Source organism: Lactiplantibacillus sp. B652, from assembly GCF_023806745.1.
Classification (GTDB): domain Bacteria; phylum Bacillota; class Bacilli; order Lactobacillales; family Lactobacillaceae; genus Lactiplantibacillus; species Lactiplantibacillus pentosus.
Genome location: NZ_JAMSKY010000002.1, coordinates 21,605 through 39,169, shown reverse-complemented (window position 1 = coordinate 39,169; position 17,565 = coordinate 21,605). Strand labels below are relative to the sequence as shown.

Below are 17,565 nucleotides of genomic sequence, written 5' to 3'. Positions count from 1 at the left end.
AAAATGAGAGGGTGAGGCGTACGATTTCAAAAGTCCCGTTTGGCAGCTATCAAGGCGAGCCCGTCTGGCGCTATACGATTGAAAATGCGCGCCACAGCCAATTGCAAGTGCTCAGTTATGCCGCGACCTGGTATGACTTCATCGTGCAAGTTGACGGTCAGCCCCAGTCGCTCGTTTGGCACTTTGAAACGCTAGACGACTATCTCAAGACGCCGTATCAGGTTGGCAAAACGATTGGGCGGGTGGCTGGTCGCATCGGCCATGCTCAGTTCAAGTTGCATGACCAGACTTATCGATTGCCACCAAACGATGGTCAACACCTGTTACATGGCGGCGATCACGGTTTACAGACGCATAATTTTGACGGCCATTTTGACCCCACTGGGGATACGGTGACGTTAACGACGACCTTATTGTCCACTGAAGATGGCTTTCCGGGTGATTTGAAGGTCACGGTGAGCTATCGGCTGACGACGGATGATACGGTGCAAATCACTTATCATGGGGTGACGAGTGCTGATACGCTGTTTGATCCGACTTGTCATGTGTATTTCAATTTGAATGGCGGTGCGGCCCTGATCAATTCGCAGCAATTAGGCATTAATTCGACAAAGTTAGTGCATACCGACCAAGACAAGGTGCCTACGGGGGTCTTCTACGTGCCGTCACCAGCCTATGATTTTCGCGCCCAGCCTGTGATTCAAGCGCAACTGGACCGATTAAGTCAAGAAACGGGGCAGCTAGGTTACGATGACTGCTACGTCATTGACCATCAGTCTGAACCGGCAGGCAGATTAGTCGCAGCACACGGTCAGCTGATTTTCAACACCGACCGCAATGGCATGGTGATTTTCACTGCCAACCCGGATCATGGCCAAGCGACCACGGCCGGAAAGTATCACGCACTGGCAGTCGAACTGCAGACCTTACCGGATGCCATTAACCATCACGGCTTTGGTGATCCGATTCTCAGGGCGGACACGCCGCGGACATTTATCAATCAGTATCGCTATGTGGGCAATCAAACGCGCTAAATTCGAATAAGTCCGATAACACCGTCAACCATATTTTAGGCTGACGGTGTTATCTTTTGCACAAAATTAAATGACGTACAAGTTAATATAATTCGTCAAAATGCTGTGGATTAATGTTAATTGGCCACCAGGCAACCGGAAAAAGTGGGGTTAAATGCTTAATATTATAATTTAATTAGAAAATGAATTGAATGACATGAGACCGCATGTTATATTAATCACAACAAATTTTAAGGGAGGTCATGATGATGACTAAAATGCAAATTAAATCAGTAACCATGATGACCACCTTATTAGCCTTATTATTATGATGCAGGACTCAGACAATTTATGTCGAGTCCTATTTGCGTTATGGAATGGGGCTCGAGCAAGCATCCCATTTCACGATGGGGTGCTTTTTTCTTTGTTCCGTTACTTCTAAGTTAGCCGGATAGAAAGGTGATTAATATGAGTAAAATGATTCAATTTTTTGATACGACGCTCCGAGATGGGGAGCAGACGATTGGCGTCAATTTCAGTGTCGCCCAGAAGGTCGCAATTGCCAAGCAGCTTGAACGCTGGGGTGTCGACTGCATCGAAGCGGGTTTTCCGATTGCGTCTACGGCCGATTTTGAAGCCGTCCAGGAAGTATCGAAGGCAGTCAAACACACAACTGTCACGGGTTTAGCACGCGCACGGCAGGGCGACATCGATGCTTGTGTCAGTGCGACCAAAGCGGCCCGGCATCGTCAAGTGCACGTGTTTATCGCAACGAGTCCGATTCATCGTGAGGCTAAATTACATATGACCAAGGCCCAAGTGCTAGCGACGATTGACGAAATGGTGCGCTATGCCCGTCAATTTTTCGAAGTCGTGGAATTTTCGCCTGAGGATGCGACGCGCACCGAAGCAGATTTCCTAGCGACGGCGATTCAGACGGCCATAGATGCGGGCGCCACAGTGATCAATATTCCGGACACGGTCGGTTATACGAATCCCGTTGAGTTTGGTCAATTGTTCGATTTCTTACAACAACACGTCGCGAGTTTCAATGAAGTCACTTTTTCAGTTCATTGCCATGATGATCTTGGATTAGCCGTTGCCAATAGTTTAGCCGCGATTGCACACGGTGCGACCAGAATCGAGGGCACCATCAACGGCATTGGCGAACGGGCCGGTAATGCCGCACTTGAAGAAGTCGCAGCCGCTTTACACGTGCGCCATGATTATTATCAGGTTGACGACCATATTCAATTAAGCGAGACCTGGGCGACGAGTCAATTAATCAGTCAGGCCGCTGAAATGCCGATCCCGCATAATAAAGCTGTAATTGGGGCCAACGCCTTCGCACATGAATCTGGCATTCACCAAGACGGCATGCTGAAAAATCCGCAGACGTATGGGATTTTGACACCTGCTAGTGTCGGGGCGCCGAAGACAACGTTACCATTAGGCAAGTTATCTGGCTCCCACGCGGTCATGCACAAATTACAGCAATTAGGTTACCGGATCGACCCACAACAAATGGCAGCTGTGTTTGCGCAATTCAAACGGATCGCTGAACAAGTCGATATTGTCTGTGATGCTGATTTGAAAACAATGATGGCCAATTTTGAAACGGGGGTGGCGTAATGACGACAACTTCAGTTGCTCAGATTGCGATCCTAGCTGGTGACGGTGTCGGACCAGAGATTATGACCGCGGCCTTAGCGGTGCTTAAGGCAGTCAGTCAAGATCAATTCCAATACCAGCTACAAGCAGTCCCCTTTGGTGGGATTGCAATCGACCAGTGCGGCGAGCCGTTACCCGCAACGACTTTGGCGACCTGCCAAGCGAGTGATGCTGTGTTATTAGCGGCGGTCGGTGGCCCAAAATGGGACCTGTCCCCGCAACGTCCAGAAGCGGGGCTACTCGCTTTACGTCAGGCGTTAAACTTATTTGCAAATATTCGGCCAACACGGATCACTGAGGCGAATCAGCACTATTCACCGTTGAAGTTAGCGGCCCCGGTTGATTTCGTTATTTTCAGAGAATTGACGAGTGGGATTTATTTTGGCCAACCACGGACGTTCAGTTCAGAGATGGCAGTTGATACGATGCGTTATCAACGTGAAGAGATTGCCCGTATTGCGCGCTTAGCTTTTCAATTTGCGACCACCCGCAGCCAACATGTGACGTTAGTCGATAAGGCGAACGTATTGGCTAGTAGTCGACTCTGGCGGCAAGTCGTTGCAGCAATTGCCGCTGAATTTCCAGCAGTCACTTATGATACCAAATACGTTGACGCGACGGCCATGCAACTGATTGCTCATCCGGAACAATTCGATGTGATTTTGACGGCCAACCTCTTCGGCGACATTTTGAGCGATGAAGCCGCTGAAATCACCGGGTCGCTAGGAACGATCCCATCAATCAGTCAGGGTAGTCAGGGGCCGGCCTTATATGAGCCGATTCACGGTTCAGCACCAGATATTGCCGGGCAAAGTCGCGCTAATCCGATTGCGATGATTCGCTCCGTCGCCCTGATGCTCGTACATTCATTTAAACGGACTGATTTAGCCAATGAGATCACAACAGCTATCGATGCGGTGATGGCGGCCGGAATCGTCACCCCTGATTTGGGTGGGTCAGCCACGACGACCGCAGTGACCGCTGCCATTATTAATCACATTCAAGAAAGTAGGGAAGTCTATGCCACAGACCATGTTTGATAAACTTTGGAATCGTCACGTCATCAGCGGTAAAGCTGGTGAGCCACAATTAATTTATGTGGATTTGCATTTATTACACGAGGTGACGTCGCCTCAAGCCTTTGAGGGCTTACGAGAAAATCATCGCCACGTACGCCGGACCGACAAGACGTTTGCGACGATGGATCATAACGTGCCAACCGAGGATATTTTTAACATTAAGGACGCGATTTCACGCAAACAGATTGAAACGCTGGCCCACAATGCCGCCGAATTTCATGTTCGGCTCGCGGGTATGGGCGATGCGGATCAGGGTATTATTCACGTGATTGGCCCACAATTGGGCTTAACGCAGCCTGGGATGGTCATCGTATGTGGTGACTCACATACCGCGACCCACGGCGCCTTTGGGTCAATCGCGTTTGGCATCGGCACTAGCGAGGTTGAACACGTGCTCGCGACTCAGACCATCTGGCAAACGAAGCCGAAAACCATGGGGATCCACGTTCATGGCCAGCTCGGACACGGCGTTTATGCGAAGGATATTATCATGGGCATCATCGCTCGTGAAGGGGTCGCATTCGGGACGGGTTACGCGGTCGAACTCTACGGTGACACGATTGAACGCATGAGCATGCCCGAACGAATGACCCTCTGCAATATGGGGATCGAAGGTGGCGCAAAAATGTGTCAAGTTAAGCCAGACCAAACGACTTTTGATTACGTCGCCGGTCGTAAATATGCCCCTAAAAACATGGCCAAAGCGATTGCCGATTGGCGGCAGTATTACACGGACGACCCAGCCGCCTTTGATCGCGTGATTGATTTTGATGTCAGTGACTTGGCGCCATTCGTCTCCTGGGGAACGAACCCCGGCATGTCGATTCCGATTGACCAACAATTACCACCGATTAAGAACGCGGATGACCAAAAAGCATACGAATACGTGGGCTTGCATCCTGGTCAAGCCGCCGTCGATATTCCGATTCAGTACGCCTTCTTTGGTTCGTGCACCAATGGTCGCCTGTCAGACTTAAAGATTGCGGCCAATGTCTTATGCGGGCATCATATTGCACCTGGTTTGACTGCACTGGTCGTTCCTGGGTCTCGGGCAGTCAAAGAAGCTGCTGAACGTCTTGGCTTAGATAAGATTTTTAAGGACGCTGGTTGTGAGTGGCGTGAACCGGGATGTTCAGCCTGCTTAGGGATGAATCCGGACCAGGTTCCCGCTGGTCTGCACTGTGCGTCGACCTCGAATCGGAACTTTGAGGGTCGCCAGGGTGCGGGCTCGCGAATCCACTTAGCTAGCCCAGCGATGGTGGCGTATGCCGCAATTAACGGCCACTTTGTTGATATTCGAAAGGAAGCGCTTTAAGATGACGCCAATTACCACGATTACGAGCACGACGATCCCATTGATGAAAGAAAATATTGATACTGACCAGATTATTCCAAAACAATTTTTGAAGAACATTTTAAAAGTCGGTTATGGCGACCATCTATTTTATGACTGGCGCTACCGTCATCCCAACGATCCGGACCCGGAGTTCATTTTAAACCGACCGGAACGGCAGGGAGCTCATATTCTAGTGACGGGTGCGAACTTTGGCTGCGGCTCCTCACGTGAACACGCGGTGTGGGCCCTTAAGGACTTCGGCTTTCAAGTAATCATTGCTGGCAGTTACAGTGATATTTTCTACATGAACAGCACCAAAAATGGTGTACTGGCGATCACTTTGCCGGAAGCAGACCGGCTTCAATTAGCACAAATTGCGCCGAATGCGGAAGTGACGGTCGATTTACCCAACCAGGTCGTTTGCTACCAAGATCAACAGTTTCATTTTGAAATTGACCCGTTATGGAAACACAAATTTATTAATGGCTTGGACGATATTGCGATTACGATGGGATATGAAGACCAGATTGAGGCCTATGAAGCGAAGATTCCAACTTATGATTGAAAGGGTGGTTCATGCGCATGGAAATTCAGACAGAGACACAGTTGCGACAGCGAATCGACCGGACCCATGAGTCACCGCTGTTTTATAAGATTTTTGCGTTAGTTGCAGGTGGCATGTTCTTGGATGCTGCGGATGTGTATATGGCAAGTGCCGTCGCGAGCACGTTATTGAAGAGTGGCTGGTCAACGATTGCCACCAACTCGTACTTCCTATCGAGCGGCTTTTTGGGCCTCTTCATTGGTTCATTGACCGCTGGCTTTATCGGTGATTTGAAGGGACGCCGGGTCGCATATCAAGTTAATTTGTTACTATTTGGCGGCTTTACCTTTTTAGCAGCCTTTGCACCCAACATGGCGGTTTTGATTGGCTGTCGCTTGATTGCTAGTATCGGCTTAGGATCCGAAATCGTGACCGGGTATGCGATGATCAACGAGTTCGCACCCGTGCATCGGCGCGGACGGTGGTGTGCCAGCGTGTTGGTGATTGCCAACACGGGCGCCCCAGTGACGATGCTTGCTTGCACGATGATCATTCCGCGCTTTGGTTGGCGGGTGATGTTTGCCGCGATTGGCATCATTGCCGCAATCTTGTGGGTGCTCCGCCGCGACATTCCAGAATCACCCCGGTGGTTGTTGAGCCACGGCCAACCAGTCGCTGCGGCTGCGGTGATCAAACGTTTGGAAGTCTCAACGGGGCAGGCACACGTGGATGAGGCACAAACCACATCAGTCCGGCCCAATGCACCAGTTAGCCGGCACCTAGGCGTCAGTTTATTCGTCGCCATCGTTGCCGTTTCAGCCACGATTATTTGTCAGTATACATTTACTTCCTGGGTACCAACGTTATTGGTCAAACGCGGCATCAACGTGACGGGCTCCCTAGGGGTGTCAACCGTCATGATGTTAGGCGCCCCAATCGGCTGCGCAGTCGGTGCTTACTTGGTCGATCGTATCGGCCGCAAATGGACCATCGTGCCATCCTTTCTACTGACAGCGGTACTGGGCATGGGATATGGACAACAAACTGCGATCCGTGGCGTTGTCATGGTGGGCTTTGCACTGACTGTTTGTTTCTATATTCTAATGGCAAGTGTCGTCGCGGTATACGTCTCAGAGTTATTTCCGACTAAATTCCGCTTTCGTGGTTCTGGCATTGCTAATGGGACTGCAAAATTATTCACGGTTGCAATGCCAATCGTCGTTGCTTGGCTACTACAAGTGACCAGCGTCAACGTGATTTTCTGGATCATCAGCGGCATCGCATTGTTGGCTGGACTCGTCGTCTGGGGACTAGGTGTTGAAACCAGTCAGCGGCGGTTAGATTGAGTCGGTGAGAACGGGGGGTTAACTAGTGTTGATGTGTGGTGTGCGCAATGGATCATATGGGTTACGCATGGTGCTAGTTAATTCGTCATGATTAAAACATGCTAATTATGTGGCTTACTGTTCGTCAGCCGAGAGCGTCTTAGTCCGACCTCCGGGGCTGGCTGACAACGCTGGAACAGGGCGGACATCGATTTGAACTCACGCAGAAACCCACTGCGCAATTTCAAATACGAGTCTTCTTCTAGCCCGGGAAACCCCACCCGGACAAGAAGAATTTCGCTCTTGAGCATTGTCAGCCAGCCCCTCCAGTCGGGAACCCGCTCGAATGGCGGATGAACGGCCACTTATCTGGGTACGATTTACCACTGAATATTAGGGCCTTGTCCTTCAAGCAAGCTTTGAATTGATATCGCTGATGCTTTATGACATTTGAGTACTGAGAAGATTACTGAATATAATTCACTAATTTCAACGGACACTAGTCTTGCATTTAGTCGATAAAACGACCTTCGCTTATAATTCAAAATTTTGCTATCTCAGACGACTAGATAAAATTCTGGCAAGTTCAGTAAAGTCGCTTGTCAGAGGCCTTAAAACATGAGTAGGAAAGGTTAGCGATTGGTAGAAAACAGTCTGACAGTTCAATATCAAAATTCTCGTGGACCAATGAACCAACGACCAATTCAACAAAAAGTTGGGTCCACATATGTCTGCCTTTCGAATACCATCCCGGCTGGAAGGTATTCTGGGCAAGGCCCAGTGGTGAAATTTCACTTAGCAAGCGTTTTTGGCTTGGTTAGTGAAAGACCAGTATTTAAGACGTGGGTTGTCGGCTTAAATCTGTGTCCACCACGTTCCGGCCATTGCCCAGAATGCCTGGAAGCCGGCATAGGACGTCGCTACAACAGCAGGTTTACGCTAACTCGCCTTATTTCCAGCGATTCTCAGCTGGCCGCATTTGAACTTAATAATTGGCACGATTAAATCATGATTCATGCTAAATAATAATTAGCAAATGCATCGGCAGTCTATTATTGTTGTTACATACAAAAATCACGACTAACAAGTTCCAACGTAACTTAATACGTGACTTGTCAGTCGTGATTTTGTCGCTTTTAAAGCGTTTGTTTGTAATTAACAAGTTCCGGTGATAGTAGGATTTTATCACCCATCTGATGTAAATCAGCAATCGAGGTTGCACCGACCAGTGCTAAGAGCCGTTTTAATTGGCTTTGCCAGTCAGTTAGCATTGCAATAACTTCATCGTCAGTATGGTGGAGCAACGCGTGGAGTACGGTCCCAGCCATTCCGACAGCATCCGCTCCCAGCAACAGGGCCTTCAAGACATCGAGTGGCTGGCGAATGCCACCAGCTGCAAAAATCGTCAAGTCTTGTGGATGACCTTGAACACTCAGCAAGGATTCGACGGTGGTCAATCCAAAGTCATGGAGATAGGCCATGTCACGCTGCGGTCGACGCCGATTTTCGATATCTACGAAGTTGGTCCCGCCATGACCACCGAGATCGATGTAGCGGACACCGGCCTGGTAAAGTTGTTGCATGGTTGGCTTAGAAATGCCAAAGCCGACTTCCTTGACGATCACTGGTACGGGTAAAGCTTGGACCAGCGCTTGAATATTGGCCAGCCAATGAAAGTCGCGGTCTCCCTCGGGCATGACGATTTCTTGGACGACGTTTAGATGCAATTCGAGCGCATCAGCTTGTAACATTTTGATTGCCGTTTGGGCGGCTGCCAGCGGATGACCTGCGCCGAGGTTACCAAAAATCAACCCATCAGGATTATTGGTCCGCATACTGCTAAAGGTGTCAGCTAATTGGGGATCTTTGATGGCGACACTTTGCGAGCCGGTCGCAATCGGTAGGCCACACGCCGCCGCAATTTTTCCAAGCCGTGCATTTAGTTCGCCAGTGTGCGGGGAGCCGCCAGTCATGGCTTCGATATAGAGCGGACTGTCCCAGTGCCACTGTCCAATGGTCGTCCTTAAATTGACGTCGGCGACTGCGGTTTCAGGTAGGGCATCGTGGCGAATCCGGACTTGGTCGAAGCTATTTGGTTGATCCCCATGATAGTACTTCTCGGCCAGGGAAACGTGTTCGTCTTTACGATGAGATTGTTGACTTTGTGGCATCAGGCCACCTCCAATATCAGGTTAATCTGAAAACGAGTCTGGCAGGGTGTGCCAGGCTCGTCAGTAACAGGCTTAAGAATTTGGTAAGACGGTATCTTGCACCGTGTGAACGTTTAAATTGAGTTGTTCGATACCTTCAGCGGCCCAAGCCGCTAAGAGCGGTTGGGGGTCGATCGCTTGATTGATCAAGACGATGCCGCAATCCCCACCGCCAGCACCAGAAGTTTTAGCCGCTGCGCCGGCGTTTTCAGCCAATTGAATCATGCGTTGTAATAGTGGCGTTTCAATCGTCACGTGACTAAACGTACCGAGCTTTTGTAGCAACTGTCGGTTGAGCCGCAATTCCGTTTGAATCGCATCCAGGTCACCGTGGTGAAAACCAGTGATCATGCGTTTCAGACAGGCTTTACTGGCTTGTAAGAAGGTTTGGTATTCACTGCGCTGTTTGGCCTTGACCAATGCGACCTTATCGACTAAGCGCGAGGTTGAAGCCGGCGAGCCGGTCCAGCCAATCATCAAACGCAAGTCGGCAGGTGGCGTTAAGAGTTCAATGCTCAAATCTGGCCAAGTCATTGCCAATAGTTCGCTGAGACTGGATTGGGCTTGTTGTAGCTGCAACCAATCACGATCAAACGAGTGGTAGGCGATCCAACCGCCGTAAACACTCGCCGCAATATCGCCCAGTGAACCATTTCCCTGAACAGAGAGGTGGGCAATCGCCGCTAGTTTGAAGAGCTTCGGCTTATCCATTGGTAAGTGGTAAAACTCGCATAACGCCTTGACGGTGGCCACGGTGACCGCAGCCGAAGAACCAAGACCGTATTTTTTGCCATCCGCGCTATCAAGTTCACTGTTGATCCCGAGGTGGTATACCCCGAGGTCACGGCCTAGTTCGTGGGCATAGCTTTCAGTGTAACTGATTGCTGCCAAAATATAATGGAAGGGGTTATCGCGATTATCGAAGACCATCGCATCGCCCTGACGTCGCCAAACGATTGAGTTTTCTTGGTATTGTTCTGAAACGATACTCCCAATCGTTTCGCTAGGTGAAATCGTTGCGGTCACGAACTGGTCGAGCGCAACGATAATTGCTGGATAACCGCTTTCCACCACTGCATATTCGCCGGCAATGTAGAGTTTTCCAGGAGCTTTCACCGTTATCATGCCATCATGTCCTTTCATGGCCAGTCATGACCATTTAAATTAAACTGCATTAATTTTCTGTTATCGTGATTCCAGGACCGGGTTTGGCAACAATCAGTTGTTCAGGTTCGAAATATTGTTGTAACGCTGTCTTAATCACGTCAGTATCCTGACCCGCACAAATGATTTTAACGTTCGGGCCAGCGTCCAAAGTATAATAACAGTTTACCCCTTGTGAACGCAAGTCGGTGACCGCCTGAATTGCGGTTAACGTCTCAGCGGTAAAATAGTTAAACGCGGGTTCGGCACTCAAATTAAGCGCGTGCATCCGCATCGCATTGGTCTCTGCGATTTGTCCGACCTGCTGTAGATCGCGGGCCGCGATCGCTTGTCGCATCCGTTTCAAATCGGCTTCGGCGGTCTGGACCCAAGCTGGATAGTAAGGGGAGGTTTGAACGACTCGTGCCATGCCAGCAGTCGAACTGATTGGTTTTTGCGTGGCCTTGAGTACGACGGCAATCATCTGAATATCCCAATCCACCGGGTCCTGTAAGACTTCCGCGTAAGAACTAGCATCATCATGTCCGGCGTGCCATTCGACGAAGCCACCAAAAATCGAGCGGGTCGCTGAACCAGACCCCCGACGTGCGAGTCGTGATAAGTCGGTCAAGTCGAGTTGCAAACCGGCTGCACGACTGGCCGCACCCGCTAAGGCGGCAAAGCCAGAAGCAGAGGAAGCTAGTCCCGCTGAGGTCGGCACGTGATTTTCAGTGACGACCTTGGCGTAGGCTGTCTGACCGCTTTGTTGGCGAACCAGGTCCAAAAACTGACTGATGCGGGCCGCTTTTTGGGCGGTCAGGCGCTGACCATTGAACTCAATTTCGTCGGCAGTCAGTTGTGTGGCAAAAGTCACGCTAGTTTGCGTATAGAAATGGTCTAAGGTGAGTGAGATACTGCCGTTTTGGGGTAGCATCAAGTCGGCATCCTTTTTGCCCCAGTATTTGACCAGTGCAATGTTCGTGTGGGCCTTTGCGGTTACAGTTTTTGCCATGAATTTTCCTCCAAAAGTTAATTAATCATCAGTCAAAAGTGGTTCGACCCAAGTTGCCGTGGCCCCCGCAGCGCTTAATTCTTGCGCGAGTTGGTTGGCGATACTAGCCTCAGGGGCGAGCGCGATCAAGCAGCCACCTTGGCCACTGCCAGTGAGTTTTGCAGCTAAGGCACCGTGCTGGCGGGCAACCGCGAGCAACTGTTCAAGCGCGGGATGACTGACACCTAGTGCCCGTAAATCATCTTGTGCGCCATTGAGTGCTGTTGCCAGTGCGCCCATGTTACCATCTGCTAACGCGGTTCGTGCTTGGCGAGTCACGTCACCTAAGTGGTCGATCCTTTTTTGAATCGTGGCGCCCTCAATCATCAGTAAGTTACGGACAGTTGCAACGGCAATTTTGGTCTGACTCTTAATACCAGTATCCGCAATGACTAAATATCCGGGCAATTTGACCGGAATTGGGAAATTTTCTCGTCCCTTGACGAACCAGACTGGTGATTTCGCGCTGGCCGTCGCCACGTCGAGCCCACTCGGTTGTCCATGGGTATAGCTCTCGGCAATGTTGGCCGTTGCTAATAACGTTTGGTGTGAGAGTGGGCGTTCGAAAAAATCATAGAACGCGCGGGTGACGGCAACTGCCGCGGCGGCTGAAGAGCCCATTCCACGTTCGGAAGGAATATCGCTTGTAATATGAATATCAAAGCCTTGATCTGGCGCGTCGAAGCGTTCCAGCAAAGTTTTGATGAGGGTCTGAATACCCCCTAAATTGGCGGACATCATGTTGAAGTCGCCGTTGAAGTACCGACTTTTAACGGTCTGAGCGGCATCGCGGCGATGAATCGTCGCCTGCATTTGAATCGTCGAAATTGGTAAGGCAATCGCGGGTTGTCCATAGACGACGCCGTGCTCCCCAATTAAAATAATTTTGGCATGACTAGTACCGGTAGCTAGATTTTTCAATCGTGTCGCTGCCTTTCTGTAAGTAGATTGATAATAGCTTCATAATACCTTATTCGCGTGGATTTTGCCACGGCAACTACGGTTAGCGGCTGGATTTTAAGCTGAAATTAAATTGGACTGGTTTGGAAACTAACAAATTCAAGTGGCATGCAATACCTGTCGATTGTTTGTGCCATTAAAGGATGGCAACTAGTGGCGACTAGGCGTGAATATGGTAGAATTAGAAAATAATTAGAAATGAGGGTGATTCCATGCCAGAGACAGAAGTTTATCTGATTATGACCGGTTATGTCGAAGAAACGCCGAAGCAAGTCGGGGTCGTTGCCGCGGTCTACGTTTCAACAGATCTAAAGCGGACACGGTCAAAACTAGCAACATTGCGACAAGCTCATCCCCAAACCTTCTATGAATTGTATCATTGCCCACTGGATACGGACTTAGACCAGCTCAGTCATTATCCGTCAGTTGAGATTAGCCCTGCTGATTTCACCTAGACGAGGGGTCCGGGTCAAGCTCAGTGCATGAATATGCTATAATTTAAAATGGTATGCGATAAGGCTGTCAATAATCCGTATGGCGCACTAATCAAATTGCTAGTGCGCCGCGGATACAGCATGCAACACGACAGCTTTACAATCAATAATCTGGGGAAATGACCATGAAACCAAACACAACTTATGCGGTCGTTGATATTGAGACGACCGGGACTAGTGTGAAGGACAGCGACCGCATCATTCAGATCGGTTGTGCGTTTGTAAAAAACAATAAAATAATTAATACCTTTGCCGCGGACGTTAACCCGTTAAGAACGGTACCCGCCGTGATTGAGAATTTGACGGGTATCAGTAATGCGCGGGTCCGCAAAGCACCGCCGTTTGATGACTTGGCGGGGACGATTTATAGCTTGTTGCAAGGAACCGCTTTTGTTGCTCACAACGTTAATTTTGATTTGCCGTTCATTAATGGAGAACTGCAGCGAGTCGGCTATCCGGAACTACCTATTCAGGCGGTGGATACCGTTTCGCTCAGTCAAATCTTATTACCGACCGCGCCGAGTTTTCGTCTGCGCGATTTGAGTCACCAACTAAAGATCGACCACGAACATCCGCACGCTGCGGATAGTGATGCGATTGCAACGGCACACTTGTTTATCAAATTGCAGCAGCGCTTGGCACAGTTACCACTGATTACGTTGCAGCAGATGGTGCAGCTCACACCGGAACTACCGCGCGAGACCGCCGACTTATTCGCCTACGCTTTCCAACAAGGCAAGCAGCATCCGCATCAACTGCCGAGTGGCTTAGTTATCAAAAATGGGCTAGCCTTACGAAAACAACGACTGCCACAGCAGCCCGTTGGACGCAAGGCCGCCCGCTATCCGTTGACCAAAGCGCAGAAGCAACACTTATTTGGTGACCGTTTAACTTATCGACCACAACAGGCACGGATGATGAACCAAATCTATCGTCACTATGCCAAGCAGCCGGCCGAACAACCGCCATTGTTAATCGAAGCACCGACTGGGACCGGTAAAACCTTAGGCTACTTGTTACCATTAGCCTATTTGGCACAGGACGGCCAGCAAGTCGTGATTAGCACGGCGACGACGGTGTTGCAGACGCAATTGCGTGATCAAGGCGTCGGGCTGTTAAATCAGCTTTTGCCCGAGCCAGTGACGGCAGTCGTCATCAAGGGTAACCAGCATTATGTTGACCTGAATCGGTTTGCTCGTGGATTAGCGTTACACGAACATTCCAAACAGACGCAATTGCTGAAATTACGGGTGCTCGTGTGGTTGACGATGACGACGACCGGGGACCTCGACGAATTGCACTTGAGTACCTATCAGGCGCCGTATTTTAGTGAGATCGCCCATCACGGGGTAGCGTCACTCAAGGCGGATGACCCGTTCTTTAAGGAAGACTTTTTACGATTCCGTGACCAATTGACGGCTCAAGCAACGTTCATTATCACGAACCATGCTTACTTGATGCACCACGTGGCACAACTAGGTAGTCGCCAAGAACGGCCATTGCTGGTCTTAGATGAGGCTCAGCATTTAGCAGACGGCGTCGTCCGTGATTCACGTCAAAAATTCGACTTCAACGGCTACATGGCGACCTGTCATAGTTTGATCAGTCGCATCGATAGTGAACACCGACTGAACTTACGGGCGTTGTTTGCCGAACAGCCACAAGCCGATTATCGACTCAAACTGTTAGACAATTCGCTCAATGATACGGATCTGCATTTGCAACAATTGCAGGCGGCATTGGCACGCGCCTTCGTACCAGCGCAAAAGGGTGGCAATCAACCCGTGGAACTCGGCATCACGACTGATGAGCTGACCGAATTCTTTGCGGCCCATAATCCACTGATCAAACAATTACAAACGGCGATTGAAAACTGTTTCTTGCAATTTCAACAATTGAATGAGCAGTATCAACATGACCAGTCGCAAGTCTTACCGAGCGAGCAACACGTGTTAGACGATTTTGATAATCGCCTCCAACATTTGCGCCAAGGCTATGACTTGCTACGAACCTGGTTAGTGCCAGCCTCCCGCGAACAACGGGTCTTTTGGGTGAGTTTGAATCAGTGGCACGACCGGGGAAGTTTAACGCTGGCAGGAAGTTTAATCGATACGCAGGGCTACTTTAAGACGCAACTCTATCCCTATTTCAGCGCACCACTGTTGACTGGGGCGACGTTGTTTGCGACCGGTAAGTCTCAGTACGTTTATTCCCAGTTGGATTTGGACCAAGAGACTGCCAAGCATCACAAGTTGTCGACACCATTTGACTTAGCCCATCAGGCTCGTTTGCTGGTGGCAACTGACGCACAAGCGAATGAACAACCGAGCGGTAAACAACGCGTGGCCTATTTGACACGCGCGATTCATGACATTGTGACGGCTACACCGAAACAAACGCTGATCCTGTTCAATTCACTCAGCATGATTGAAGCGGTCTTCTATAGTTTGCACCAGACCAATTTGCCTGGTGACCGGGAAATCTTGGCACAAGGCGTCAATGGGAGCCGTGAAAAACTCCTGCGCCGGTTCACACAAGGCGACAACGCAATTCTGTTAGGCGCCGGCAGTTTCTGGGAGGGCATCGATTTGCCGCAAGAACAGTTGGAACTGTTGATCGTGACCCAATTACCGTTTGAGTCGCCCGACCAAACGACGACCAAAGCACGTTATCAGCAATTGCGGCAAGCCCAGCTCAATCCGTTCTATAATGAGGCCTTGCCGAAAGCAGCTTTGAAATTACGTCAGGGAATCGGTCGTTTGATTCGAACAGACCATGACCGCGGGGCCGCCGTAATTTTAGATGACCGGCTAATGACTAAGCGTTATGGGCAAACGATTATTAAGGCGTTGCCGAAGACCTTACCGCCGACAGCTGGGACGATTCCGGAAATTACCGCCGAACTTCAAAGTTTTTTCAAAACTAAGTAAGAAACCATTCCGCAAACAGATAAATTTGCTATAATTAATTTATCTGTTTTTTGAAAGGAAGAGCATATGCGAGTTCAACGTAGAAGGCGCCCTGAACGGCTCATTATGATTATCTTGGTTGTCATCTTGGCAATCATCGTAGCCGTATATGGGACGTTATGGGCGGCACAGCGACCAATGCATCAAGCCCAAAAGACCGCTTATAGTCTGGCGGTCAGCAAAGGTAAGCTAAAGACGACCACGGCATTTTCACAGTACAATGGGACGAGTAGTTATTACGTTGTAACTGGGACTAACAGCAAGAACGTTCCAGTCTACGCGCTGATCAACACGAATAAGCATCATAAAACGACCGTTGTCAAACAGTCCGCTGGGATTTCACGGACGAAGGCGCTTAAAAAAGTTTGGTCGAAACGTAATCCTAGCAAGGTCATTAAGGCCACCCTGGGTGAATATGATGGCACCACCGTCTGGGAAATTACCTACTTGAATCAGAAAAAGAATTTGTGTTATGAAATCTTGCAGTATTCGAATGGGAATCAACTGAAATCGATTATTAATATTTAACGGTTAAAGGAGTGCGGATGTACATGGAATTATCGCGTAAAGTAATGCAGATTCAACCGTCAGCAACACTAAAAATCAGTGCAACTGCCAAGCAAATGGTGGCGGATGGCATCGACGTTATCAATTTGGGTATCGGCGAACCCGATTACCAAACCCCTGATAATATTAAGCAGGCTGCCATTGACAGTATTCAAAATGGTCAAGCTAGTTTTTATACGCCAGCGACGGGCTTACCCGCACTGAAGGCGGCAATTAGTCAACGCATTGAAGCGGATCATCATTATCATTTTGATCCCAGTCAAATTGTCGTGACGGATGGCGCCAAAATGGCGTTGTTCACCCTGTTCCAAGTTGTCTTGAATCCGGATGACGAGGTTTTATTGCCCGTTCCATACTGGGTCAGTTATTCGGAACAAGTTAAGTTGGCTGGTGGGGTACCAGTTGAAGTACCGACCGATGACCAACTGCGGTTCACGGCCGCTGACTTAGAAGCCCATCGGACAGCGAAGACCAAAGCATTGGTCTTGAATTCACCGCAAAATCCATCAGGGTTAGTCTTCAGCCGAGCTGAATTGACCGCCATCATGGACTGGGCCAATGAACACGATGTTTTGGTCGTGGCTGACGAAATTTATGAAAAGCTATTATATAACGGTAATCAATTTACATCCGTGTTAGAATTAGATGCGGCCAATATGGATCACGTTGTTTTGATCAATGGTGTTTCCAAGGCCTATTCAATGACTGGCTGGCGAATCGGGTATGCGGCTGGTCCTAAAGAAATCATGGCGAAGATGGGTGTCGTACTCGGACACGCGGCCAGCAATCCGGCGGCCGTCTCGCAGTATGCGGCCATCGAAGCGTTCAGTGGTGATCAGTCTTCAGTCGAAACGATGCGTCAAGGGTTTGAGGCGCGGTTGAATGAACTTTATCCGCTGATTGAGAGTCTGCCAGGCTTCAAGATGCCAGCTGGTAAGCCAGCAGGGGCCTTTTACTTGTTCCCAGACATCACCGAAGCCTTGCGCTTGACTGGTTATGCCGACGCGCCCGCGTTCGTGACGGCGGTGCTGCTTGAAGCACACGTCGGGTTAGTTCCTGGGGAAGCGTTTGGGTTACCAGGTTGCTTACGATTGAGCTATGCAACTGACATGGATTCGTTACGCGAAGCCCATCGACGTTTAGATAAATTTATGACAGAAAAAATTGCTGAACAAGCAAAGTAACTGGAGGATGGAAGTAAAT

The 17,565-nt window shown here is 49.6% G+C and carries 14 protein-coding genes; 10 read left to right on the top strand and 4 right to left on the bottom strand.

Going from position 1 to position 17,565, the window contains the following annotated elements:
* The first annotated feature begins 11 nt into the window (after positions 1 to 11).
* The 6 genes from MZO40_RS02920 (at position 12) to MZO40_RS02895 (ending at position 6,989) form a co-directional block, all read left to right on the top strand.
* Positions 12 to 1,034 carry an aldose epimerase family protein gene (locus tag MZO40_RS02920; RefSeq protein ID WP_105961781.1) on the top strand — a complete coding sequence of 341 codons (1,023 nt, stop codon included), beginning with the start codon at positions 12 to 14 and terminating at the stop codon, positions 1,032 to 1,034.
* Positions 1,035 to 1,481: 447 nt separating this feature from the next.
* Complete coding sequence (locus tag MZO40_RS02915; protein WP_122217596.1) at positions 1,482 to 2,645, top strand: 2-isopropylmalate synthase; 1,164 nt, start codon at positions 1,482 to 1,484, stop codon at positions 2,643 to 2,645.
* Positions 2,645 to 3,724: a 3-isopropylmalate dehydrogenase gene (gene leuB / locus MZO40_RS02910; protein ID WP_105961780.1), complete on the top strand. Its 1,080-nt coding sequence runs from the start codon at positions 2,645 to 2,647 to the stop codon at positions 3,722 to 3,724. Before MZO40_RS02915 ends, leuB begins: the two co-directional genes overlap by 1 nt.
* The gene (gene leuC, locus MZO40_RS02905) at positions 3,705 to 5,078 is read left to right on the top strand and encodes a 3-isopropylmalate dehydratase large subunit (RefSeq protein ID WP_252133092.1); all 1,374 of its coding nucleotides are present in this window, start codon (positions 3,705 to 3,707) and stop codon (positions 5,076 to 5,078) included. Before leuB ends, leuC begins: the two co-directional genes overlap by 20 nt.
* A 1-nt stretch (position 5,079) precedes the next feature.
* The gene (gene leuD / locus MZO40_RS02900; protein ID WP_105961778.1) at positions 5,080 to 5,664 is read left to right on the top strand and encodes a 3-isopropylmalate dehydratase small subunit; all 585 of its coding nucleotides are present in this window, start codon (positions 5,080 to 5,082) and stop codon (positions 5,662 to 5,664) included.
* 17 nt (positions 5,665 to 5,681) lie between these two features.
* Positions 5,682 to 6,989, top strand: a complete 1,308-nt coding sequence (locus tag MZO40_RS02895) for an MFS transporter (protein ID WP_105961777.1) — start codon at positions 5,682 to 5,684, stop codon at positions 6,987 to 6,989.
* A 1,115-nt stretch (positions 6,990 to 8,104) separates the two neighbouring features.
* On the opposite strand, the gene fni is transcribed toward MZO40_RS02895, so the two are convergent.
* The 4 genes from fni to mvk form a co-directional block, all read right to left on the bottom strand.
* Positions 8,105 to 9,139: a type 2 isopentenyl-diphosphate Delta-isomerase gene (gene fni, locus MZO40_RS02890; protein WP_105961776.1), complete on the bottom strand. Its 1,035-nt coding sequence runs from the start codon at positions 9,137 to 9,139 to the stop codon at positions 8,105 to 8,107.
* 72 nt (positions 9,140 to 9,211) lie between these two features.
* Complete coding sequence (locus tag MZO40_RS02885) at positions 9,212 to 10,303, bottom strand: phosphomevalonate kinase (RefSeq protein WP_088769544.1); 1,092 nt, start codon at positions 10,301 to 10,303, stop codon at positions 9,212 to 9,214.
* A gap of 49 nt (positions 10,304 to 10,352) precedes the next feature.
* The gene (gene mvaD / locus MZO40_RS02880) at positions 10,353 to 11,333 is read right to left on the bottom strand and encodes a diphosphomevalonate decarboxylase (protein ID WP_105961775.1); all 981 of its coding nucleotides are present in this window, start codon (positions 11,331 to 11,333) and stop codon (positions 10,353 to 10,355) included.
* 21 nt (positions 11,334 to 11,354) lie between these two features.
* On the bottom strand, positions 11,355 to 12,293 hold the full coding sequence (gene mvk, locus MZO40_RS02875) for a mevalonate kinase (protein ID WP_101873507.1): 939 nt from the start codon (positions 12,291 to 12,293) through the stop codon (positions 11,355 to 11,357).
* Positions 12,294 to 12,544: 251 nt separating this feature from the next.
* Here mvk and MZO40_RS02870 point away from each other — a divergent pair, with 251 nt between their 5' ends.
* The 4 genes from MZO40_RS02870 (at position 12,545) to MZO40_RS02855 (ending at position 17,546) form a co-directional block, all read left to right on the top strand.
* On the top strand, positions 12,545 to 12,787 hold the full coding sequence (locus MZO40_RS02870; RefSeq protein WP_105961774.1) for a hypothetical protein: 243 nt from the start codon (positions 12,545 to 12,547) through the stop codon (positions 12,785 to 12,787).
* A gap of 164 nt (positions 12,788 to 12,951) precedes the next feature.
* Positions 12,952 to 15,756: a helicase C-terminal domain-containing protein gene (locus MZO40_RS02865; protein ID WP_252133091.1), complete on the top strand. Its 2,805-nt coding sequence runs from the start codon at positions 12,952 to 12,954 to the stop codon at positions 15,754 to 15,756.
* Positions 15,757 to 15,822: 66 nt separating this feature from the next.
* Positions 15,823 to 16,323 carry a DUF5590 domain-containing protein gene (locus MZO40_RS02860; protein WP_021336528.1) on the top strand — a complete coding sequence of 167 codons (501 nt, stop codon included), beginning with the start codon at positions 15,823 to 15,825 and terminating at the stop codon, positions 16,321 to 16,323.
* Positions 16,324 to 16,346: 23 nt separating this feature from the next.
* Positions 16,347 to 17,546, top strand: a complete 1,200-nt coding sequence (locus MZO40_RS02855; protein ID WP_165860975.1) for a pyridoxal phosphate-dependent aminotransferase — start codon at positions 16,347 to 16,349, stop codon at positions 17,544 to 17,546.
* The last annotated feature ends 19 nt before the right edge of the window (positions 17,547 to 17,565 follow it).